Origin of the sequence: Tardiphaga sp. 619_E2_N8_4 (assembly GCF_051810905.1) — a bacterium.
Lineage (GTDB): Bacteria > Pseudomonadota > Alphaproteobacteria > Rhizobiales > Xanthobacteraceae > Tardiphaga > Tardiphaga robiniae.
Genome location: NZ_JBPWQJ010000001.1, coordinates 5,639,566 through 5,661,464, shown reverse-complemented (window position 1 = coordinate 5,661,464; position 21,899 = coordinate 5,639,566). Strand labels below are relative to the sequence as shown.

17 protein-coding genes are annotated in these 21,899 nt (G+C 60.2%); 15 read left to right on the top strand and 2 right to left on the bottom strand.

Going from position 1 to position 21,899, the window contains the following annotated elements; genetic code table 11:
- Nucleotides 1-50: 50 nt before the first annotated feature.
- A complete protein-coding gene (locus tag AB8A23_RS26970; RefSeq protein ID WP_439057580.1) occupies nt 51-1,493 on the top strand; it encodes an NAD-dependent succinate-semialdehyde dehydrogenase in 1,443 nt (480 codons plus the stop codon).
- A 310-nt stretch (nt 1,494-1,803) separates the two neighbouring features.
- On the opposite strand, the gene AB8A23_RS26965 is transcribed toward AB8A23_RS26970, so the two are convergent.
- Complete coding sequence (locus AB8A23_RS26965; protein ID WP_439057581.1) at nt 1,804-3,504, bottom strand: IlvD/Edd family dehydratase; 1,701 nt, start codon at nt 3,502-3,504, stop codon at nt 1,804-1,806.
- Nucleotides 3,505-3,698: 194 nt separating this feature from the next.
- On the opposite strand from AB8A23_RS26965, the gene AB8A23_RS26960 reads away from it, so the two are divergent.
- From AB8A23_RS26960 to AB8A23_RS26925, 8 genes are read left to right on the top strand one after another with little or no spacing between them, the layout of a single operon-like run.
- A complete protein-coding gene (locus tag AB8A23_RS26960) occupies nt 3,699-4,982 on the top strand; it encodes an ABC transporter substrate-binding protein (RefSeq protein ID WP_093760902.1) in 1,284 nt (427 codons plus the stop codon).
- Nucleotides 4,983-4,991: 9 nt separating this feature from the next.
- Nucleotides 4,992-5,942, top strand: a complete 951-nt coding sequence (locus AB8A23_RS26955) for a carbohydrate ABC transporter permease (protein ID WP_439057582.1) — start codon at nt 4,992-4,994, stop codon at nt 5,940-5,942.
- 11 nt (nt 5,943-5,953) lie between these two features.
- Entirely contained in the window at nt 5,954-6,796 is an 843-nt protein-coding gene (locus AB8A23_RS26950; RefSeq protein ID WP_439060444.1) for a carbohydrate ABC transporter permease, read from the top strand.
- Between the two features lie 9 nt (nt 6,797-6,805).
- Complete coding sequence (locus AB8A23_RS26945; RefSeq protein ID WP_175368218.1) at nt 6,806-7,942, top strand: ABC transporter ATP-binding protein; 1,137 nt, start codon at nt 6,806-6,808, stop codon at nt 7,940-7,942.
- Nucleotides 7,939-8,958 (top strand): Gfo/Idh/MocA family protein, encoded by a 1,020-nt coding sequence (locus tag AB8A23_RS26940; RefSeq protein WP_120288875.1) that lies wholly within the window; start codon nt 7,939-7,941, stop codon nt 8,956-8,958. Before AB8A23_RS26945 ends, AB8A23_RS26940 begins: the two co-directional genes overlap by 4 nt.
- Nucleotides 8,955-9,638 carry a GntR family transcriptional regulator gene (locus AB8A23_RS26935; protein ID WP_093760894.1) on the top strand — a complete coding sequence of 228 codons (684 nt, stop codon included), beginning with the start codon at nt 8,955-8,957 and terminating at the stop codon, nt 9,636-9,638. The genes AB8A23_RS26940 and AB8A23_RS26935 overlap by 4 nt, the downstream gene beginning before the upstream one ends.
- Before the next feature lie 46 nt (nt 9,639-9,684).
- Nucleotides 9,685-10,470 (top strand): SDR family oxidoreductase, encoded by a 786-nt coding sequence (locus AB8A23_RS26930; RefSeq protein ID WP_439057583.1) that lies wholly within the window; start codon nt 9,685-9,687, stop codon nt 10,468-10,470.
- Between the two features lie 11 nt (nt 10,471-10,481).
- On the top strand, nt 10,482-11,399 hold the full coding sequence (locus AB8A23_RS26925; protein WP_439057584.1) for a dihydrodipicolinate synthase family protein: 918 nt from the start codon (nt 10,482-10,484) through the stop codon (nt 11,397-11,399).
- Between the two features lie 941 nt (nt 11,400-12,340).
- Here the strand turns inward: AB8A23_RS26925 and AB8A23_RS26920 are convergent.
- On the bottom strand, nt 12,341-13,333 hold the full coding sequence (locus tag AB8A23_RS26920) for a helix-turn-helix domain-containing protein (protein ID WP_439057585.1): 993 nt from the start codon (nt 13,331-13,333) through the stop codon (nt 12,341-12,343).
- 209 nt (nt 13,334-13,542) lie between these two features.
- Between AB8A23_RS26920 and AB8A23_RS26915 the strand changes: the two genes are divergently transcribed.
- The 6 genes from AB8A23_RS26915 to AB8A23_RS26890 are packed head-to-tail and all read left to right on the top strand — an operon-like array spanning nt 13,543 to nt 21,876.
- On the top strand, nt 13,543-14,736 hold the full coding sequence (locus tag AB8A23_RS26915; protein ID WP_120289247.1) for a serine hydrolase domain-containing protein: 1,194 nt from the start codon (nt 13,543-13,545) through the stop codon (nt 14,734-14,736).
- Between the two features lie 51 nt (nt 14,737-14,787).
- A complete protein-coding gene (locus AB8A23_RS26910; protein WP_120289249.1) occupies nt 14,788-16,380 on the top strand; it encodes an ABC transporter substrate-binding protein in 1,593 nt (530 codons plus the stop codon).
- Between the two features lie 2 nt (nt 16,381-16,382).
- A complete protein-coding gene (locus AB8A23_RS26905; protein ID WP_175368222.1) occupies nt 16,383-17,333 on the top strand; it encodes an ABC transporter permease in 951 nt (316 codons plus the stop codon).
- Complete coding sequence (locus AB8A23_RS26900) at nt 17,330-18,217, top strand: ABC transporter permease (RefSeq protein WP_175368223.1); 888 nt, start codon at nt 17,330-17,332, stop codon at nt 18,215-18,217. Before AB8A23_RS26905 ends, AB8A23_RS26900 begins: the two co-directional genes overlap by 4 nt.
- Nucleotides 18,214-19,824: an ABC transporter ATP-binding protein gene (locus AB8A23_RS26895; RefSeq protein ID WP_120288881.1), complete on the top strand. Its 1,611-nt coding sequence runs from the start codon at nt 18,214-18,216 to the stop codon at nt 19,822-19,824. The genes AB8A23_RS26900 and AB8A23_RS26895 overlap by 4 nt, the downstream gene beginning before the upstream one ends.
- Nucleotides 19,825-19,866: 42 nt before the next feature.
- Nucleotides 19,867-21,876 carry a primary-amine oxidase gene (locus AB8A23_RS26890; protein WP_439057586.1) on the top strand — a complete coding sequence of 670 codons (2,010 nt, stop codon included), beginning with the start codon at nt 19,867-19,869 and terminating at the stop codon, nt 21,874-21,876.
- The last annotated feature ends 23 nt before the right edge of the window (nt 21,877-21,899 follow it).

Genomic DNA, 21,899 nt, shown 5'->3' with positions numbered 1-21,899 from the left:
ACTCGCAACTCAATTCACGACAAACCGAAATCTGGAACAGGATTCAATCCATGCAGCGACAATATCTCGATACGCTCCCGCACTATATCAATGGCGCATGGGTCCAACCAACTTCGGGCGATTACCAGGACGTGATGAATCCATCCACGAATACGCCCATCGGCAAACTCGGGCATGCGTCAAAGGCCGATCTCGACAAGGCGATCGCGGCTGCTCAATCCGGCTTCAATACCTGGCGACGCGTCTCCGCCTTCGAGCGCAGCAAGATCCTGCGCAAGGCTGCCGATCTGGTGCGCGCGCGGGTCGAGCAGATCGCCACCATTCTCACCTTTGAGCAAGGCAAGCTCCTGGCCGAGGCGAAGCTCGAAGTCATGGGCTCGGCCGACGTCATCGAATGGTTCGCCGAGGAAGGTCGCCGCGCCTATGGCCGCATCATTCCGGCGCGCGCCGACGGCGTCCGCAACATGGTGCTGATGGAGCCTGTCGGTCCGGTGGCGGGCTTCTCGCCCTGGAATTTTCCGGTGTTACAGGCTGCTCGGAAAATCTCCGGTGCGCTTGCCGCCGGTTGCTCGATCATCATCAAATGCCCCGAGGAAACGCCGGGTTCGCCAATCGAGTTCGTAAAATGCTTCGAAGAGGCCGGTGTGCCCGCCGGTGTGATCAATCTGGTTTACGGCGTTCCGGCCGTGATCTCGGAATATCTCATCAGCTCACCGGCGATCCGCAAGATATCGTTCACGGGATCTGTCCCGGTCGGCAAGCATCTGGCCTCGCTTGCCGGACAGCATATGAAGCGCTCGACCATGGAGCTTGGCGGCCACGCGCCCGTGCTAGTTTTTGACGATGTCGAGACCGATGGCATTGCTACACTTCTGGCCGGCATGAAATATCGCAACGCGGGCCAGGTCTGTGTTTCGCCAACGCGGTTCTTTGTTCAGGAGAGGTCCTACGACAAGTTTGTTGCCAAATTCACGGACCTTGCGCGCGGTATCGCAGTCGGAGACGGGTTTGATCCCAACAGCAAAATGGGACCGCTTGCCAATCCGCGGCGGGTCAATGCGATGGAAACCACTCTGCTCGATGCCCAGGAGAAGGGTGCTAAAGTCGAAACGGGTGGCAAGCGCATTGGCAATGCGGGCAACTTCTTCGAGCCGACTATACTGACGAATGTCCCCGCTCATGCGCGAATTATGCACGAGGAGCCATTTGGCCCGATCGCGGTGATGCTACGTTTCAAGGATGCCGATGAAGTGCTGGAGCGCGCCAATAGTCTGCCGTTCGGTCTTGCGAGCTATGCCTTTACCAAGGATGCGAAGACTGCAACCAAGGTGTCCGATGGACTCGACCACGGAATGGTATCTATCAATCATTTTGGTATCGCGCTTCCGGAAACGCCATTTGGTGGCGTAAAAGAGTCAGGTTACGGGCACGAGGGAGGTATTGAGGGGCTTAATGCTTACTTGAGTACAAAATTCGTGAGCCATCTCGGTTGAGTTTGGCAGCTAGTCTCTCATGAAACCGTGGACGCAATTCTTCGTTCTGGATGCGGGTGTAGGGGAAAGTATCGACGCGTCGACAGTTCCCTTTGTAGATCGCTTTTGACCGCTTATGGCGCAAAGCGGACATTGATACGAGCCTGGGATGGATAGCTTGCTTACGGCGCATTATGAACGGACGGTTGAAGTCATTCTTCTCAAGATGAGCGGACATTCTCAGAGCTCACGGGAGTGGGCCAACGCAATCTTTGATAGTATCCGTTTGTAAAGGCGGATTGCAGGCGATGCGTGATCGCGAGGTAAAGTCTTACGTCTTTTTCGCGATCATGAAATCGAAGTCGCAGCCCCTATCGGCTTGCGTTACTGTCTGCTGAAACAGGCGAGCGTAGCCACGTTCAGGCAGGACTGCATGAACCTTTGACTGTGCTGCGCGGCGCCCGTCGAGTTCGGATTCATCGACCAGGAGGTTGATGGACCGCCCATCGACGTCAAGCCTGATCTGATCACCGTTGCGGACCAGTCCGAGCGGGCCGCCCACCGCGGATTCGGGCGTGATATGCAGCACGATTGTGCCGAATGCAGTGCCACTCATGCGGGCATCTGAAATGCGCACCATGTCCTTCACGCCTTGTCGGCCGAGCTTTTTGGGGATCGGTAGATAGCCCGCTTCCGGCATGCCGGGAGCGCCTTTGGGGCCGGTGTTCAGCAATACCAGAACGTCGTCGGCCGTTACGTCGAGATCGGGATCGTCGATCCGTAGTGCCATGTCCTCGACAGAAGTAAACACCACGGCGCGGCCGGTGTGCTGCAGCAGCCGGGGCGTCGCGGCCGAGCGCTTGATGATCGCGCCGCCTGGTGCGAGGTTGCCGTACAGCACGGCCATGGAGCCTTCGGCCTTGATCGGATTGCTGCGCGGCCGGATGACGTCCTGACCGGGGACGATCTCAGCTTCGGCCGCAATCTCGCCCAGCGTCTTGTCTGCGATGGTCGGCGCGCTGCCATCAATAAGGTCGCCAAGTTCTGCAAGCAACCTGGGCATGCCACCAGCGTGATGGAAATGTTCCATGTAGTGAGCGCCCGAGGGTTTCAGATCGATCAGCACAGGCGCAATGCGACCGATCTCGTCGAGCATGTCGAGATCGTAACCATAGGGCGTTCGGTTGGCGATCGCGGTGAGATGAATGATGCCGTTGGTGGAGCCGCCGATCGCTTGCATGACAACGGTGGCATTACGGAAAGCTGCAGGTGTCAGCAATTCCGAGGGACGTGGTCCGCCGCTTACCGCCATTTTGGCGGCGCGCTTGCCGCTTGCTTCGGCGAGACGGAAACGTTCGGCGTGCGGGGCAGGGATGGTCGCGCTCATCGGCAGCGACAGGCCCAGTACTTCCGTGACGCAGGCCATCGTGCTGGCGGTACCCATCACCATGCAGGTCCCGACGGATGGCGCGAGGCGTTCGTTGACTATCTCGATTTCCTCGGCGTCGATCTCGCCGGCGCGGTGCGCGCTCCAGAGGCGGCGACAATCGGTACAGGCGCCGAGCACCTCACCCTTGTGATGACCGACGACCATGGGGCCGACAGGGATCACCACCGTCGGCAGATTGACGGATGCCGCGGCCATGATCTGGGCCGGCAGCGTCTTGTCACAGCCGCCGATGACCACGATGGCGTCCATCGGCTGCGCGCGGATCATCTCCTCGGTGTCCATGGCCATCAGGTTGCGCAGGAACATCGAGGTGGGGTGCGCAAAACTTTCGTGGATCGAGATGGTCGGGAACACCATGGGCATCGCGCCGGCCAGCATCACGCCGCGCTTCACAGCCTCGATGATGGCAGGGACGTTACCGTGGCACGGATTGTAGTCGCTGTAGGTGTTGGTGATTCCAACGATCGGGCGCTCCAGCGCATCGTCGGAATAGCCCATCGCCTTGATGAACGCCTTGCGCAGAAATAGCGCAAATCCCGCGTCGCCATAGTTTGTCAGCCCTTTGCGAAGCCCTTTGGACATGTCGTTTCCCCTGCGGCCACCAAAGCCGATTTTCTTCGTTACATCGCCGGCGTCGTTGGAATTGTCAATAATCCTATTCGATACAACGGATATAATCGCTAATACCGCGGAATTGGATATTTATTATTGACAATATACCTGGACCTGTTCCAGGGTCCGGCCCAATAAAAAACAGACATCCGGAGGAGATCACCATGACGGCACGGAGAATTGGACTGGCTGCGGTTGTCGCGGCGGCCACCATCGCGAGCGCTGCTCCCGCTTTTGCGCAGGCCACGCAGATCACGATGTGGAGCAACTGGCCCGACGAGCCGGCCAAGAAGGATTGGGTGACGACGCGGGTGAAGGACTTTGAGGCTGCGAACAAGCAGTGTTCGGTCAAGCTCAGCTTCATCCCGAAAGCGGATCTCTACACCCAGGCCAAATCAGCGGTGCGGACCGGGCAGGCGCCCGACATCTTCTACATGGAGCCGGATCAGCCGGAATTTCTCGCCGGAGGCTTCCTCGAACCGCTGGATAGCTATGTCGATCTGGCGCAATACGAGGACTGGTCGAAACCAGCCTGGACATCGAAGGGCAAAGTCTACGGCCTGCCGGTCGAGGCCTATACGGTCGAGCTCTACTACAATAAGGACGCGGTCAAGAAGGTCGGCGTGGATGTACCGGCGTCGTTCCAGCTAACGCAGGAGCAGTTCACCGATCTGGTGAAGAAGGGCGTTGCCGCCGGCATCACCCCGGTGTCGCAGGGTGTCGGCGATCGTCCGTTCCCGGGTGGCTTGCTTCTGTTCGAGTCGCTGCTGCGTAAGCTCGGTATCGAGGACTATGGCAAGCTGCTCAATGGTGGGCTGTCGTTCAAGGATCCGCGCGTCGTTGAAGTCATGACCTGGATGAAGGGGCTGGTCGATGCCGGTGCCTATCCGAAGAGTTTTTCCACGCTGAAGCTCGGTGAGTCCCACTTCTATTTCTACAACACGCCGGGCGCGCTGACCTTCCCGGATCCGAGCTGGTTCACGGGTCGCGCCTTTGCGCCACCGGAAGGTGGTGGCATGCCGGCCAATTTCCCGCTCGGCATCATGCAATTCCCGGCAATGGACAAGGGCGCTTGTCAGGACTGCAAGACGCTCGCCGTCGCCGGCAGCTTCGTGATGTATTCAAAGAGCAAGAACAAGGATTGCGCCGGTGCGCTGATGAAATCCATGGCCACCGTCGAGAATGGCACCAAGTGGATGGAGCAGGTCTCGCTGCAGACCGGTCTGAAATCCGACCCGGCCAAGATCAACAGCCCGCGCAAGGACTACTTTGCGGAGCTCAACGCACGCAACAAGAACGTCAAATACTTCTTCGGCACGCCTCTGCTGTATTACCGCGCCAAGTGTGCGGAGACCTACACCCAGGTCATGAACAACGCTTTTCCGGCTGGCCTTCTGAGCGTTCAGGAAGCCGCGGAGAAGATGGACAGCGCCTGCTTCAAGAGCTGAGTACTAACAATGACATCGATCAGCATTCCATCCGCTGCCGAGGAGGGGGCTCAGCACGCAGCCCCCTCGCTGGCCGATCCGCGCCGGGCGAGCTGGTGGGTGCTGGCCGTCTTTCTGGCGCCGGCTTTGGCGGTGTATATCGGACTGACCGCCTATCCGGCGTTTCGAACCTTCTATGACAGCTTCTTCACCATTGAAGGTCTCGATGCGACCTTCGTCGGCCTGGATAACTATCGCGCGCTGATGTCCGACGAGACGTTCTGGGTGTCGGTGCGGAACACATTCATCTGGTCGTTCATCGCGCCCGTGCTCGATGTTGTGACAGGCCTGCTGCTCGCACTGGCGCTATATGCGGGCGTTCCTGCCGCGCGCTTCCTGCGGGTCGCGTGGTTCACTCCGGTCCTTCTATCCTACGTCGTCGTCGCGATCCTCTGGATGTGGATATTCAACTACGACTGGGGAATCCTCAACGCCATGCTGCGCGCCGTCGGGCTTGGGGCACTGGCGTCGTCCTGGCTCGGTGATCCAAATTTAGCGCTCGGCGCACTCATCGTGACCCATGCCTGGAAATGGGCAGGCTTCAACATGGTGGTCTGTCTCGCGGCGATTCATTCGTTGCCGCGCGAGGTACTAGAAGCCTCCGAACTCGACAATTGCGGCTGGGGCGCCAAGCTGCGCTACGTCATTATGCCGATGCTGCGGCCGACCTTGCTGAACCTTTATATTCTTGCCTTCATCGGCAAGATGAAGATCTTCGATCTGGTCTGGATCATGACCCAGGGCGGCCCGCTATGGGCGACCGAAACCGTATCTACCTACGTCTACAAGCGTGCTTTCAACTGGAACACCTTTGATCTCGGATATCCTTCCGCCATCGCGTCGGTGTGGTTCGTGGTGGTCTGCGCCGCTGTCATCATCCTCAATCGCCTTCTGGCGACCCGCGAACGTCTGGAGTACTGATCGTGGCTGCCATGCTTGCGGAACGCGCACCTTTGCCGCGTTTCTTCAGCCGCGGAGCGCTTGCTCTCGTGCTGGGCCTCTACACTATCTACACGCTGGGACCGTTCCTGTGGCTCGCCACGATGTCGGTGCGCACCACCGCCGAGATCAGCGCCGACCACTATGCGTGGCCCAAAGTGTTCCACTGGGAGCAGTTCCGGATCGCCTGGGTCGATTCCGATTTTGCGACCTATTTCTGGAATTCCACGATTGTCGTGGTGGGCGCCGTCGCCGTCGTGACGCTGCTTGGCGCCGCAGCAGCGCATGCGTTGGCGCGCTATCGTTTCCGCGGCAATCGGCTGGTCTACGGCATCCTGTTCTCGTCGATCATTTTCCCGCCGCAGATTACGTTGGTCTCGCTGTATCAGATCCTGGTCGACTACAATCTTTACAACAGCCTGCTCGGGCTGACGCTGGTCTATGTGTCGCTGCAGCTGCCGCTGACAATCTATCTTCTGGAAGGGTTCTTTGCGCGCATTCCGCAGGATCTGTTCGACGCCGCCAAGATCGATGGCTACGGCGATCTCGAAATTTTCCGGCGCATCGTGCTGCCCATCGGCATGCCGGCGATTGCCACTACGCTGATCCTGAACTTTATCCAGCTCTGGAACGAGTTTCTGTTTGCCGTCGTGCTGATCACCGATCCTGATAAGCGCACGCTGCCGGTCGGCATTCGCGCCTTCATGGGCGATCATTTCCAGGACATCGGTATGATCGCCACCGGCGTCATGATCTCCGTCATTCCGGTGATCATCGTCTACGTTTTCTTCTCAGAGAAACTCATTCGCGGCATGACTGCCGGCGCAATCAAATAAGAGGCAGCCATGGCCGTTGTCACCCTCGACAAACTCTCCAAACAATATGGGCCGACAGGTCCGGTAGTCGTTGACAAGGTCGATCTTCATATCGGCGACGGCGAATTCATGGTTCTGCTCGGGCCCTCAGGCTGCGGCAAGTCGACGACACTGCGCATGATCGCGGGCCTGGAAGAGATCAGCTCCGGCAAGCTCTCGATTGGCGATCGCGTAGTCAATCAGGTGCCGGCCAAGGATCGCGACATCGCGATGGTGTTTCAGTCCTATGCGCTCTATCCGCATATGAGCGTTGCGGACAATCTCGCCTTCGGCCTGCGCCGGCGCAATTTCGCCGCTGCCGAGATCGAACGCCGGGTGCAGGATGCGGCGAATATTCTTGGTCTGACGCCGCTGCTGACGCGCAAGCCCAGCGCGCTGTCCGGCGGCCAGCGCCAGCGTGTCGCACTCGGGCGCGCCATGGTGCGCGAGCCGATGGTGTTCCTATTCGACGAACCGCTGTCCAACCTCGACGCTGCGTTACGCGTCAACACCCGCAGCGAGATCATCAAGCAGCACAAGCGGCTGGGATCGACGATGATCTATGTGACCCACGACCAGGTCGAGGCCATGACCATGGGAACGCGGATCTGCGTCATGAATGCCGGTCGCGTTGCTCAGATCGGCGCGCCGCTCGACGTCTATTGGGAGCCGGCGGACACGTTCGTCGCCCGATTCTTGGGATCGCCACCGATGAATCTGGCGACGGCGGTTGTCGCTTCGGCCAATGAAAGCTCTGTGGCACGAAGCCAGAGCCTTGAGACGGCGCTGACGCGCTGGTCGCCTCAGTTATTGGGAAAGCTGGTAGACCAAAAAGTGACAATCGGCGTGCGCGCCGAGGATTTGCATATCAACAAGGCGGCGTTGGGCAGCGAGCCTGCGGGCCATGTGCGGGGGCGTACGATCGCGGTGGAGCCGTTGGGCGCGGAAACCTTGCTGTTGGTCGAAATCGAACCCGACGTGGAGTGGACGGCGCGATTGCCGCGTCATGTGCCTGTCGCCATCGACGAGACCGTCGATCTGTATTTCCCGGTCAATGCGGTCTTCGTGTTTGACGCAACGACGGGCCGGGCCGTCATCGGCGAGAAGCGTCGGGATATCGGGCAATGAGCAAGCCGTTGCGGATCGGATTGATTGGTGCGGGGTGGGTCACGCAATATCATCTGCTGGCATGGCAGAAGCTCGCGGGGCGTGCCGCGGTCGTCGCGATCGCCGATCCCTCGTCGGAGAATGCTGCTGCGCGCGCCCGGCAGTTCGGTATCGGGCAATGCTTTTCGCGCGCGGAAGACATGCTGGCGGCATGTGAACTCGATGCGGTCGATATTGCTGCGCCGCGTGCCTTCCATGCGCCTTTGGTACGCCTCGTCGCCGATCGTGGTCTGCCGGTGCTTTGCCAGAAGCCGCTCGCCCCGACACTCGCAGAAGCCGAGGCGTTGGCGCGTGATGTCGAGGGTCGCATCCGGTTGATGGTGCATGAGAACTGGCGCTTTCGTGCATACTATCGCGATGCCGCATCCTGGATCAGGGACGGTCGTATCGGGGCGGTGACAGCTGCCCGTCTGACGCTGCTGACATCGGGCACGATTCCCGATGCAAACGGCCAATATCCTGCGATCGAGCGCCAGCCGTTCATGCGCGGCGAGTCCCGCATGCTGGTGGCTGAAGTGCTAATTCACCATCTCGATACTTTGCGCATGCTGCTAGGCCCGCTGGATGTGATCGCGGCGGCGCTGACCCAAACATGTCCGGATATTGCGGGTGAAGACGGTGCCGTGATCCAGATGCGATCCCGCGGCGGCGCCGGTGTGTCGTTGTTCGCGAGCTTTGCAGCTCATGGCGCGCCGATATCGCAGGCCGATCAACTCGAAATCCTTGGCACGATTGGCTCAATTCGGCTCGAAGGTACGCAGCTGAAGCTGACGGGCGCGCAAAGCGAGATCCGCGCCTACGATCTAGCTGCGACCTATCAGGGTTCCTACGATGCGACCATCGCGCATTTCATCGATGCGCTGCAAAGCAGCGCGCCTTTCGAGACCTCTCCCGCGGACAATCTGCAAACCCTGCGCCTTGTCGAGGATTGCTACCGGTTGTCAGGGCGCGAAGCATCTCGAGGCAATGCCAGATGACCGTCACCAAAATTGCGTCACGCGCCGATGAACAGGCCGAGATCATCCGACGTGTCGAAGAGGATATCATCTTTGGCCGATTACCGCCCGGCGCGCGGCTGATCGAAGACAACCTGATGGAACGCTATGGCGCCTCGCGGCACTTCGTGCGCCAGGCGCTGGTGCATCTCGAGCATACCGGCATCGTCCAGAGGGAGAAGAATGTGGGCGCGACGGTGCGTTCCTATTCGACGGCCGAGGTGAAGCAGATCTATGAAGTGCGCGAGATGCTCACGCGCCAGGCCGCACTGATGATCCCGTTGCCAGCCAAGGCGTCGCTGATCATGGAGCTCGAAGCCATTCAAGCAGAATATGTGCGGTATGCCGAGCGCGGCGATTTGCGCGGCATTCACGACACCAATGACGCGTTCCACATCGCTCTGTTTGCGGCGTGCGGAAACCCGTATCTGGTGCGATCGCTGCAGGATTACATGGGCCTGACACTGCCCATGCGTGCTAAGAACCTTGCCGATCACAACGGGCTGCAGGTGTCGATCCAGCAGCACGATATGATGATTTCACTGCTGCGTGGCAACGACAATTGGGCGCTGTCGCAGCTCTGCGTCGAGCACATGCACTCCAGCAAGGCCGATTACCTGCAACGCGTGGCCGTGCCCGGCCCAAATCTAGGGCCGGACTGACAGGCCAACACGCATATCGATTCCGCATCTCGACAAAGGACAGGACATGGATCTCGGACTTCAGGGCAAGGTCGCGCTGGTGCTTGGCGCCGGCGGCGGCCTTGGAAGCGCTATCGCGAAGACGCTGGCGAGTGAAGGCGTGCGTGTCGCGCTTGCCGACATCGACGCGGCCGCGCTCGATCGTGTCGTCGCGGAGATCAAGCAGGGTGGAGGCGACGCGATGGCCGCCGCTTTCGATCTGGCCGATCGTGCCGCGATGGATGCGCGCGTCAGTGCCATCGAGGCAGCGTTCGGCCCCATCGATATCCTTGTCAACAATACCGGTGGGCCGCCGCCGACGCCTGCTGCCGGGCAGGACCCGGAACTGTGGAGCAGGAGCTTAGAGCAGATGGTGCTGTCGGTCATCACGCTGACCGATCGCGTATTACCCGGCATGCGCGCCCGCAAATGGGGACGTATCGTGACATCGACATCGTCTGGCGTGGTGTCGCCGATTCCCAATCTCGGCATTTCGAATGCACTGCGATTGTCGCTCGTGGGCTGGTCGAAGACGCTGGCCCGCGAAGTTGGGCGTGACGGCATCACAGCCAATATCGTGCTTCCAGGCCGGGTTGCCACCAGTCGCATCCGTTTCCTGGACGAGCAGAAGGCAAAGCGTGAAAGTCGCTCCGTCGAGGACGTGTCTGCGGAGAGCACCGCCAGTATTCCTGCTGGCCGTTATGGTGAGCCACAAGAATATGCTGATGTGGTCGCCTTTCTCGCCAGCACCCGCGCATCTTACGTCAACGGCTCGGTCATCCGCGTCGATGGTGGTCTCATTACTAGCATCTGAAGGATCAAATCATGGCTCTCGACGCAACCGCCTCTGGCGTCTTCCCAATCGCCCCCACCCCGTTTCATCCCGATGGTCGTCTTGATGAGGCCTCGCTCGGCACATTGATCGACGGATACCTCAAGGCTGGCTCAACCGGCGTCACGGTGCTTGGCATCATGGGTGAGGCGCCGAAGCTCAAGCCCGAGGAATCGATCGCGATTGCTAAGCATTTCGTGAAGGGCTTCGGAAAACTGCCGGTGATCGTCGGCGTTTCGGCGTCCGGTTTCGCAGCGATGCGCGCGCTGTCGCGAACCGTGATGGAGAATGGCGCGGCGGGTGTGATGATTGCTCCTGTGCCGAGCCTGCGTACCGACGATCAAATCACCGGCTATTACCGTCAGGCGATCGAAGCGATCGGATCCGACATTCCGTTCGTGATCCAGGACTATCCTTTGACACTGTCGGTACAGATGACGCCGAAAGTCATCCGTCAGATCGTGCAGGAGAATCCTTCCTGCATTATGCTCAAGCATGAAGACTGGCCCGGTCTTGAAAAGATATCGACGCTGCGTGCGTTCCAGGCCGAAGGGTCGTTGCGACCGATCTCGATTCTGACCGGTAATGGCGGACTGTTCCTCGACTTCGAAATGGAGCGTGGTGCAGACGGCGCAATGACTGGCTACGCCTTTCCGGACATGTTGGTCGAGCTGGTCAAGCTGCAGAAGGCCGGCAAGCGCGACGAGGCGCATGATCTGTTCGATGCGCACTTGCCGCTCTTGCGATACGAACAGCAGCAGGGCGTTGGCCTCGCCGTGCGGAAATATGTGATGATGAAGCGTGGGTTCCTGGCATCGGATGCCCAGCGCAAGCCCGGCTCGGTTCTCTCGGTGAAGGCGCGCGAGGAGGTCGACTACATGCTGTCGCGTTTGGAACGAGCTGTGAGGTAGTCGGTGGCAAGTCTCAAAGGCGGAGTTTTTCAACACGGCGCAAAGCGGACAGAGGCAGTCGTCAGCCTTGCCCCTCTAGAAATTCCGCGATCTGCGCCTTCAGAAATGCCTTTCTGGAGATTGTTCTCCTGCCGGAAATAGTAGAGCAAATGAACGCCACTTTCGGATGGAGTAGCTACGCCCAAGAAACCTGTTGCGCTCATCCGCCGCGCAGTGCGCGGCGGAAAACCCCAAAATCGGCCCATTGCGTTTGAAGACTGGCGAGAAGCCCACTCTGGGCCGGCCATCCAGCGAAGATCGAACCAAGTCTCCGCGCGCAGTCTCCCGAAAACGGGAGTTTCTGCGGTGTTAGCCGGAGATTTTTGGGAATTGGGCGGGTTATGGGGCCGATTTTGCCACCCGGAGACTTTCCCGCTCGCCTGAAAAGCCGCCCAATACGGGCCTTTCTCGACAAATTGGGGCTATCGGCCGTTTGGCCGGACTGCTTGGCTGGGGCGGGAGTGCCGTTCGCACCTGTCTCCGTGTCAATTCCCTGCAAACAGGGTATTTTACAGGGAATTTGCGATTTTCGACACCGGTGTTCATTTTCGACCCATCCATTCAGCGGATTAAAGGGGGAAAATCGTCGAATTCCCTGTGCCATCGAACAGGGAATTCATTTCGAATTGCAGGCAATAATGAAAATGGATCAGGGAAGACAAAAGCTGCTCTTCATGAGAGGCTAGCTACAGGACTTGCTAGAACCTTTTATTGGGAATGCCCGGACCAGGGCGACGCATACGACGATGAGATTGCATCGTTGCGGGACTACAGTCGAATCGATCGAACGTTGGCGTCGCCGTCTTGGATAGGCAGTCTGTTGCGTTTCGCGTGCGTGAACCCAGGACATAGTCGTTCCAGAATAGCCAAATGGCAGCTTTCGGCGCAAAGCGGACATCGGTCTAGTTGTTACGAGTTAGTTCCAGATTTGCATCCGCACGCGCGCGCCGCAGAGTTTCGGACGGAAGTTCGGTGAAGTGTCGCTTGTAGTCCTGCGAGAACTGGCTGAAGTGCCAGAAGCCCCACTTCACCGCGATATCATAGACGCCGATCCGCTCGTCTACACAGTGCTTGAGCTCGCGGCGCACGCGATTGAGGCGGACGGCGCGTAGATAGTGGATGGGGTTGCTGCCGAGTACGTCCTGGAAACAGTAGTTCAGCTTGCGACGGCTGGCGCCGACGCCCTTGCAGATGTCGAGGATGGTCATCGGCTGTTCGGGCGTGGACAGCATGAGGGAGCAGGCCCGATCAACGAGACGCTTGCGGGTGCCGCCACTACGGAGGTCATCGCATGGCTCGAGGTTCGGTAATAGATCGATCACCTCGGTCAGCAGGTTATCCTCGAGCTGCTGCCGTGCTGCGGGATTGTCGAGGATTGCCGGATTGTCGTCGGTGATCTCCTGGACGTATTCCAGCAATTGGCGAAGACGTTGCGCAGCGACGGGATCGGTGCGCAATTCCCGCAGCTGGTGCCAGATGCCCTCAGGCAGCTCGATCTGCATATCCTGCAGCGTGTCCTCAAGCAGCTGAGCATTCATCACAACCCCGCGCAGTTCGAATTCGGGCGGGGTGCACATATCGACTTCGGCATCAAAGCACGCGATCATATTGCCGGACGACATGCAGGCGCCATTGAAGTTGATGTCGCCAGCGCGCCAGGGCAGGGCAATGCCGAAACTATCGACCCCGAGGTGTCCATACTGGCGAACACGCTGGCTGGTGGTTTCGCGGAAGACCTGGATACCTGGCAGCCGCACCTCGACAAAACTGCCGCGAAACGCGCCGGCGCTGATCTGATCATAGTCAAGCCGCCAGCGCCCGAGATTGGCGCAATGTGCATCGACATCGTTGCTCGACGCAGCAAACAGCCAATGATCCGAGGCGTTTAGCGACATGCAGGCCCTCCGGACAGCCATTCAGGCGGTGCCAGACATAGATTGATCTTTCGAAAGACCGTTTTGCAAGCGACGTGCCATCTCGCTGTGAGCCGCGGGGCGCTCAAGAATTGCTGATTTTTGATAACGGTCAATTCGCATGCTCGCCGATGATCGCTCGTCCGGATCAATGCTGATGCCGGGCGACGGACATGTTCTGCGAGGATGCGATGAAGCCAAGCGATGTCATGAAAGGTGCTCCGCCCGCCGCTGAGGCGCTCGTGACCCGGTTCAACTGGCGCAAATATCCCTACAGCCAGTGGAGTTTTCGCAATGTCCGCCAGGTGTTGCCGACCGCCGATATACGGCGCGGTGCGGCGCCAAGGCCGCTCAAGACGGCATTTCGCGATCTCGGCGCCCTTGCATTCACCTATGGCGAGGGCGTCTCTACAACGCTCGCAGAGACGTTGGCCCAGACCTATGCCGATGGCCTCGTCGTGCTGCATCGCGGCGAGATCGTAACCGAGTGGTACGGCGAGGGCATGACCCCGCACACGCCGCATCTGGTCTGCTCGGTGAGCAAGTCGATCTGTGGCACGCTCGGCGGCGTGCTGGTCGAGCGCAGCCTGCTCGATCCCGACAAGCCGGTCACGCATTATGTCCCGGAAGTCGCGTCATCGGTCTATGGCGGCTGCACGGTCCGCGACCTGCTCGATATGACCGTGGCGATCAAGTTCGACGAGGACTACGACGATCCCGAAGGCGACGTGGTCAAGTATCGGCTATGCAATGGCTGGGACGTGCTGCCGGACGGAACGGCGCAAGGCGACCAGCGCAGCTTCCTCGCCACGCTGCGGCCGAATGGCGGGTCGCATGGCAAGGTCTTTCATTACGTCTCGACCAATACGGACGTACTCGGCTGGGTCTATGAAAAGGCCTGCGGCAAGCCCTATGCGCAGATTCTCTCGGACTATATCTGGGCGCCGATGGGGGCTGCGGACGATGCCTATATCACCCTCGACACCCATGGCGCGTCACGCTCGGCCGGGGGCATCTGCGCCACGTTGCGCGATCTCGCACGGTTCGGTGAAATGATCCGTCAGCGGGGTATCGCCAATGGCACGCAGGTGGTGCCGGGGGCGTGGATCGACGACATCCATGCCAACGGCGACAAGCAGGCCTGGAAAGACGGCGATCTGGCATTCGTGTTTCCAGACGGCCGCTACCGTGCCTGCTGGTACACGATTGATCCCGCGCGCAACGATCTCGCGGCGGTGGGTATTCACGGTCAGTGGATCCATGTCGATCCATCGACTGACGCCGTGATCGTGAAGGTCGCCGCCCAGCCCAGTCCGATGGATATCGCGATCGATCATCGCTGGCTTGCTGCCTTCCGAGCCATCGGTGCGCATCTGACCGCGTAGTTGTCCGACATCGTCCTTTCGATTTCAATTCCCATTGCCCCGGAGATCGTCATGTTCAATGATTTCAGCCGACGCTCGTTGCTCAAGGCAGGTGCCGCAGGGCTTGCTGCCGGGATGATGCCGCGCATCGCGCGTGCGCAGTCTGGCAAGGTTATCCGTGCAGTGATGCATGCGCCTTTGCGTGCCACCGATCCGGTCATCAACACGGCCTGGACCGGGCGCAATCACGGCCTGAACATCTATGACACGCTGTTCTCCACCGACTCCAAATTCCAGATCCGTCCGCAGATGGTCGATACCTATGAGGTGTCGGCCGACAAGCTGACCTATACATTCAAGCTGCGCTCCGGGCTGAAATTCCACGATGGCGCGCCGGTGACGTCCGCCGACGTCATCCCCTCGCTGCAACGTTGGGCCAAGCGCGACACCATGGGCGCGCGAATGATGACCTTCGTCGCCGAACTCAAGCCAGTGGACGAGCGCACGTTCCAGCTTGTGTTGAAATCGCCCTATGGCCAGGTGCTACAGACGCTCGCCAAGCCGTCGAGCATCATGCCTTTCATCATGCCGGCGCGCCTTGCCGCGCAGCCGCCGGAACAGCCGGTCACCGAATTTGTCGGCTCCGGCCCATTCCGCTTCGTTACCTCCGAATTCCGTCCGGGCAGCCGCGCGGTCTATGAGCGTAATGCGGACTATGTCTCGCGCGACGAGCCGTCGGACGGCCTCGCCGGCGGCAAGATTGTGAAGATCGACCGTTACGAGTGGATCAGCATGCCGGACTTCCAGACCGCGGCGAATGCGCTGATCAACAAGGAGATCGACTTCCTCGAAGCCGCGCCGCACGACATGCTGCCGTCGCTGATCGCGGCCAAGGACGTCACCGTGGCCGATTACAATCCGCTCGGCTTCATGTCGGTGGTGCGCATGAACTGGCTCAGCGAGCCGTTCAACAAGCAGGAAATCCGCCAGGCCGTCATGTATGCGAGCGACCAGGCCGACTGGCTCGACGCACAGGTAGGCAATCCCGACTACTATCAGGCCTCCGCAGCGATGTTCGGCGTCACCACGCCGCTGGCCAGCGAAGTCGGCTGGAACACCAAGCCTGATATCGCTCGCGCCAAGGATCTGCTCAAGAAGGGCAGCTACAAGGGCGAGAAGGTGGTGATGCTGCAGGGCACCGACTCGCCGCTGCTGTCTGGCTCCAGCACGGTCACTGCACAAAAACTGCGTGCCATCGGCATGAATGTCGAGGTGCAGACGATGGATTGGGGCTCGCTGCTGGCGCGCCGCGTCAAGCAGGATTCGACAGCGAATGGCGGCTGGTCGATGACCCACTGGGTCACCACGACCACCGAGTTGATGAATCCACTGGCCAGCACAGTGCTCGACACCCGCGGCAAGACCGGCGGCTTCTTTGGCTGGCCGGAGGATACGGAGATCGAAAGCCTGCGCAACAAGTTCGCGCTGGAGACAGATGCCGCTGCCCAGAAGACGGTAGCCGAAGCGATCCAGAAGCGGGCTTATGATGTGATGACCCATATTCCCGGTGGCCAGTTCAAGCAGCCGGTGTCGCACAGCAAGGCGCTCAAGAACATCGTCACCGCACCGGCGCCGCTGTTCTGGAACGTCGAGAAGACGGCCTGAGCATGGCAGTCGCCGGCGTCCTCCTGAAGCGATCGGTCTCCGTCATTCCCGTCCTGGGGGTGGTGGCGTTGATCGCATTCATGCTGCTGCGCTTCGCCTCGGGCGATCCGGTGGCGCAGCTCGCCGGCGATAATGCCGATCCCGCGGCCATCGCTGCCATCCGAGCGCGTCTCGGACTTGATCAGCCGCTGGCGATGCAGTTCCTGAACTGGCTATGGCGCATGTTGCATGGCGATCTCGGCACCTCGATCGTGTCCGGCCAGCCTGTCACGGCGCTGATCGCCCAACGCGTTGGCCCGACGGTGGCCGTGTCGATCACCACGATCGTGTTCTCGGTGGTGGTCGGTGTGCCAATCGGCGTGCTCGCCGCATGGCGGCGCGGCGGCTGGCTCGATCGCTTCGCCATGTGGACCTCGGTGACGGGCTTTGCGGTACCGACCTTTGCCATCGGTTATTTCTGGATCTATCTTCTCTCGATGCAGTTCGGGCTGTTTCCGGTGCAGGGTTATGTGCCGCTGAGTGATGGGCTCGGTCTGTTTCTCTGGCACCTTACATTGCCGACGCTGACGCTGAGCCTCGTCTATATCGCGCTGATCGCGCGCGTGGCGCGCACGAGCATGCTCGAAGTTCTGTCGGAGGATTTTGTCCGTACCGCGCGGGCCAAGGGCTTGCCGGAGCGGATCGTGGTGTTCAAGCATGCGCTGCGCAATGCGGCGGTGCCGATCGTCTCCATCGTCGGCATCGGCATCGCGTTGCTGATCGGTGGCGTCGTGGTGACCGAAAGCGTGTTCAATCTGCCGGGCCTCGGACGTCTCGTCGTGGATTCGGTGCTGGCGCGTGACTATCCGGTGATCCAGGGCGTGATCGTCGTATTCGGCAGCGCCTATGTGGCGATCAATCTGCTGGTCGATCTCAGCTATTCCTTCTTCGACCCAAGGATCAGTCAGCAATGAGCGCGATCACGGTCTCTGCACCCACCTCATCGATCAATATTCGCGCTTTCGCCGGCCGACTGCTGCGCAACAGGACAGTGCTGTTCGGCCTCTGCATCCTCGTGCTGTTGGCGTTGATCTCGATCTTTGCCAGCTGGCTATGGACGGTGGATCCAGCGGCCATCAAGCCGCGCTTGCGGTTGCGTCCGCCCAGTGCGGTCAATTGGCTCGGTACCGATAATCTCGGTCGCGATATCTGGAGCCGGCTGGTCTATGGCAGCCGCGTCTCGCTGGTCGTCGGCGGCTCGGTGGCCTTCATCGCCGTCGCATTGGGTAGCTTGCTTGGCCTGATCGCCGGCATGGTGCGCTGGATCGACAATGTGCTGATGCGCATGATGGACGGGATGATGGCGATTCCGGCCATCCTGCTGGCGATCGCGCTGATCGGCGGTCTCGGACCGTCCATCACCACCATCTGCATTGCCATCGCGATCCCCGAAATCCCGCGCGTTGCCCGCATGGTGCGCAGTGTGGTGCTCACGGTGCGCGAGGAGGCCTATGTCGAGGCGGCAGTCAGCATGGGCACGCGGCTGCCGGTGCTGATGGCTCGGCATATCGTCCCGAACATCATGGCGCCGCTGATCGTGCAGGCGACTTATATCGCCTCATCCGCAATCCTGATCGAGGCGTCGCTGTCGTTCCTCGGCATCGGCATGCCCGACGAGATTCCAAGCTGGGGCAACATGATGTCCGATGCGCGGCTTTATTTTCAGGTGCGGCCGGGACTGATGTTGTTTCCCGGCATCTGCATCGCGCTGACGGTGCTTGGCATCAACCGGCTCGGCGACGGTTTGCGTGACATGCTCGATCCGCGGCTGGCCCGATCGGTGGGAGGCCCGAAATGAGCGAAGAATTGCTCGACATCCGCGGCTTGAAAGTCGGCCTGAGCGGCGAGGCCGATGGTCGTCGTATCGTCAAAGATATCGATATCACGGTGCCATCGGGCGGCATTGTCTGCGTTGTTGGCGAGTCCGGCTCCGGCAAATCGGTCACGGCCTTCAGCGTCATGGGGCTGTTGCCTGACGGGCTGAGACCGGTGGGAGGCTCGATTAAGCTGCTAGGCGAGGAATTGCTTGGCGCATCAACAGAGCGCATGCGCGCGCTGCGCGGCAGCCGCATCGGCATGATCTTCCAGGAGCCGATGACGGCGCTCAATCCGGTAATGACCGTCCGCGAGCAGCTCGCCGAGCTCATCGAATGGCACTCGGACGTTCGGCCGAGCAAAGCCGAGGTCAATAGACGCGTGCTGGCGGCGCTGGAAGACATGCTGCTGCCCAATGCACCGCAGATGATGCATGCCTATCCGCACCAGCTGTCAGGCGGCCAGCGCCAGCGTGTGATGATCGCCATGGCGATGCTGCTGGAGCCGGTGCTGCTGATCGCGGACGAGCCCACCACGGCACTCGACGTGACCACACAGAAGCAGATCCTTATGCTCATCAAGGATCTGGTGAAGCGCAAGAATATCGGTGTGCTCTTCATCACGCATGATTTTGGCGTGGTTGCCGACATCGCCGATCAGGTGGTGGTGATGCAAAAGGGCGCGGTGGTCGAGAGTGGCGGCGCCGACGCGGTGCTCGGGCATCCCGCCCAGGCCTATACGCGCTTGCTGATCGACTCCGTGCCGAAGGGCATCACTATCCCGACGTCCGCGCGCGAGCTGGCGCCCGATGTGCTCGCGGTGAAGGGTCTGAAGATGACCTATGGTCATCGTGGCTTATTCGGGCGTGGTCGTGTCACCCATGCGGTCCGCGATGCCGCCTTCACGCTCGGCCGCGGCGAGATTCTCGGGGTAGTCGGCGAGTCCGGTTCCGGCAAATCGACGCTGGCGCGCTGCGTAGCACGGCTGATGAAGCCGACATCCGGCGAGATCAATCTGCTCGGCACGGATATCGCCGCTGTCTCCAATGAGACGCTAAGGCCACACCGACGCTACATTCAAGTCGTCTTCCAAGACCCTTATCGCTCGCTCAATCCACGCCTGTCGGTCGGACAGTCGATGATCGAGGGCGTGGTGAATTTCGGTGCCTCTCCGCAGGTCGCACGCGAAAAGGTGTCGGCGCTGCTCGAACTGGTCGGGATGGATCCGCAGGTGATGCATCGCTTCCCACACGAATTCTCCGGCGGCCAGCGCCAGCGCATTTGCATTGCGCGTGCCCTGGCCTCGGAGCCGCAGATACTGATCGCCGACGAAGCGGTGTCGGCGCTCGACGTCACCGTTCAGGCGCAGGTGTTGAAGCTGTTTGCTGACCTGCGCAGCCGGCTTGGCCTGGCGATGCTGTTCATCACCCATGACCTGCGCGTTGCCGGCGAACTTTGCGATCGCATCATGGTGATGAAATCCGGCGAGATCGTCGAGAGCGGTCCGACCGCGGAGATCTTTGCCAATCCGCAACATACCTATACCCGCGCGCTGTTCGCTGCTGCGCCCGGCCGCGAGCGTCTTCAATAATCTTCCAACCTACCGGCGCGATGCGCCTTCAGGAGTGTCGTCATGACGGTGATGCAGAAAATCCAGAACGATGCCGTGGTCGCCGCCATCCATCCGCTCGATCCGTTGACGCTGGAGGAGATCGGCGCCGCCTGCGATCTCGTCAAGGCGAATGGTAAGGTCACGCCGCGGTGCCGCTTCCCGATCGTACGGCTGGAAGAGCCAAGCAAGGCCGAGTTACGCAGTCATGCGACAGGTACGCCGTTGCCGCGACTGGCTTTTGTGGTGGCGCTGGAATCCGAGACTGGCGCTGCGACGGAGTTCATCGTCGATTTGACGGCGGCTCGCATCGTTTACACCAAGCTGCTGCCCAATGCCGATGCGCCCTATGGCCAGCCGCCGGTGATGATCGCCGAATTCATGCTGTGCGAGCAGATCGTCAAGGCAGATGAGGGCTGGCGCACTGCCATGCGCCGCCGCGGAATGTCTGACAAGGACATGGAAATGGCGCAGGTCGATCCGTTTTCGTCGGGGTTCTTCGATAGGGACTTCGAACGGGGGCGCCGCATCCTGCGCGCGGTGACATTCTTCCGCGACGATCTCAAGGATAACGCCTATGCACATCCAGTGGAAGGTGTCGTCGCTGTCGTCGATCTCGTCCATCAGAAGGTGGTCGATCTGCTGGATGACGACAAGGTCATTCCGATCCCGAAGAAAAAGCGCAACTACGGCGCTCATGAAAACACTAATCCGCGTACCGACATCAAGCCTTTGAACATTGAGCAGCCGGAAGGGCCGAGCTTCAAGGTCGACGGCTGGAAGGTAGACTGGCAGAAGTGGAGCTTTCGCGTCGGCTTCACGCCGCGCGAAGGATTGGTGCTGCATCAGCTGTCTTATCAGGACGGAGATCGCAAGCGTTCTATCATCCATCGCGCGAGCGTCACCGAAATGGTGGTGCCTTACGCCGACCCGACCGCCAATCACTATTGGAAGTCGGCCTTCGATGCCGGCGAATATGGCCTCGGCATGCTCGCCAATGCGCTGGAGCTTGGCTGCGACTGCCTCGGCAACATCCACTATTTCAATATCCCGGCGGCCGACGAGCAGGGCCAGCCATTTGAGATGAAGAATGCGGTCTGCATGCACGAAGAGGATTACGGCATCCTCTGGAAGCACTACGAATTCCGCAACGGGTTGTTCGAGGTGCGTCGCTCGCGGCGCCTAGTGATCAGCTTCTTCGCCACCGTCGGAAATTATGACTACGGCTTTTACTGGTATCTCTACCAGGACGGCACCATTCAGCTTGAGGCCAAGCTCACCGGTATCATCCAGACTGCGGCGGTGATGCCCGGCGAGAAATATGCGTGGGGCGGCATGGTCGATGACAATCTCGGCGGCCCCACGCATCAGCATTTTTTCAATGTGCGCATACATATGGATCTCGATGGCGGCGGCAACACCGTCACTGAACATGAATTCGCGCAGCGCCCATGGGGCACGGACAACCCTTATGGCAATGCTTTCGATCTCAAGAGCAAGACGCTGTCGCGCGAACGCGATGCAGCGGCCATCGCCGACGGGCAAAGCGGGCGTTACTGGAAGGTCACCAATCCGAACAGCAAGAACAGCGTCGGCAATCCCGTCGGCTACAAGCTGATCGTAACGCCGAGCCCGGTGATGCTGGCGCAAGAAGGCAGCTTCGTACGCAAGCGCGGCGGCTTCGCCACCAAGCATGTCTGGGTCACGCCCTACGATCCCGCGGAGAAATATGCCAGCGGCGACTATCCGAACGTGCATGCTGGCGGGGACGGCCTGCCGCATTACATCGAGCAGAACCGTAATATCGAGAACACTGACATCGTGCTGTGGCACTCGTTTGGCCACACCCATGTCTGCAAGCCCGAGGACTTTCCCGTGATGCCAGTGGAATATGCGGGCTTCATGCTGAAGCCGAACGGTTTCTTTGCTGCAAATCCGGCCAATGACATTGCTCCGGAGCGCAACGGACGCAGCGTGCTGAGTGCGGACACTGCAGGTGCTGCGACGGCTTCGTCATGCTGCGGCAAATCCTGATCGTCATGATCGAGAGGCCGGGG

What these genes read in the sequence shown, in the direction of transcription:
- AB8A23_RS26890 (WP_439057586.1), top strand. Translation starts at nt 19,867, where the DNA reads ATGACGGTGATGCAGAAAATCCAGAACGATGCCGTGGTCGCCGCCATC.
- AB8A23_RS26900 (WP_175368223.1), top strand. Translation starts at nt 17,330, where the DNA reads ATGAGCGCGATCACGGTCTCTGCACCCACCTCATCGATCAATATTCGC.
- AB8A23_RS26945 (WP_175368218.1), top strand. Translation starts at nt 6,806, where the DNA reads ATGGCCGTTGTCACCCTCGACAAACTCTCCAAACAATATGGGCCGACA.
- AB8A23_RS26960 (WP_093760902.1), top strand. Translation starts at nt 3,699, where the DNA reads ATGACGGCACGGAGAATTGGACTGGCTGCGGTTGTCGCGGCGGCCACC.
- AB8A23_RS26950 (WP_439060444.1), top strand. Translation starts at nt 5,954, where the DNA reads ATGCTTGCGGAACGCGCACCTTTGCCGCGTTTCTTCAGCCGCGGAGCG.
- AB8A23_RS26935 (WP_093760894.1), top strand. Translation starts at nt 8,955, where the DNA reads ATGACCGTCACCAAAATTGCGTCACGCGCCGATGAACAGGCCGAGATC.
- AB8A23_RS26970 (WP_439057580.1), top strand. Translation starts at nt 51, where the DNA reads ATGCAGCGACAATATCTCGATACGCTCCCGCACTATATCAATGGCGCA.
- AB8A23_RS26895 (WP_120288881.1), top strand. Translation starts at nt 18,214, where the DNA reads ATGAGCGAAGAATTGCTCGACATCCGCGGCTTGAAAGTCGGCCTGAGC.
- AB8A23_RS26930 (WP_439057583.1), top strand. Translation starts at nt 9,685, where the DNA reads ATGGATCTCGGACTTCAGGGCAAGGTCGCGCTGGTGCTTGGCGCCGGC.
- AB8A23_RS26925 (WP_439057584.1), top strand. Translation starts at nt 10,482, where the DNA reads ATGGCTCTCGACGCAACCGCCTCTGGCGTCTTCCCAATCGCCCCCACC.
- AB8A23_RS26955 (WP_439057582.1), top strand. Translation starts at nt 4,992, where the DNA reads ATGACATCGATCAGCATTCCATCCGCTGCCGAGGAGGGGGCTCAGCAC.
- AB8A23_RS26940 (WP_120288875.1), top strand. Translation starts at nt 7,939, where the DNA reads ATGAGCAAGCCGTTGCGGATCGGATTGATTGGTGCGGGGTGGGTCACG.
- AB8A23_RS26915 (WP_120289247.1), top strand. Translation starts at nt 13,543, where the DNA reads ATGAAGCCAAGCGATGTCATGAAAGGTGCTCCGCCCGCCGCTGAGGCG.
- AB8A23_RS26920 (WP_439057585.1), bottom strand. Translation starts at nt 13,333, where the DNA reads ATGTCGCTAAACGCCTCGGATCATTGGCTGTTTGCTGCGTCGAGCAAC.
- AB8A23_RS26910 (WP_120289249.1), top strand. Translation starts at nt 14,788, where the DNA reads ATGTTCAATGATTTCAGCCGACGCTCGTTGCTCAAGGCAGGTGCCGCA.
- AB8A23_RS26965 (WP_439057581.1), bottom strand. Translation starts at nt 3,504, where the DNA reads ATGTCCAAAGGGCTTCGCAAAGGGCTGACAAACTATGGCGACGCGGGA.
- AB8A23_RS26905 (WP_175368222.1), top strand. Translation starts at nt 16,383, where the DNA reads ATGGCAGTCGCCGGCGTCCTCCTGAAGCGATCGGTCTCCGTCATTCCC.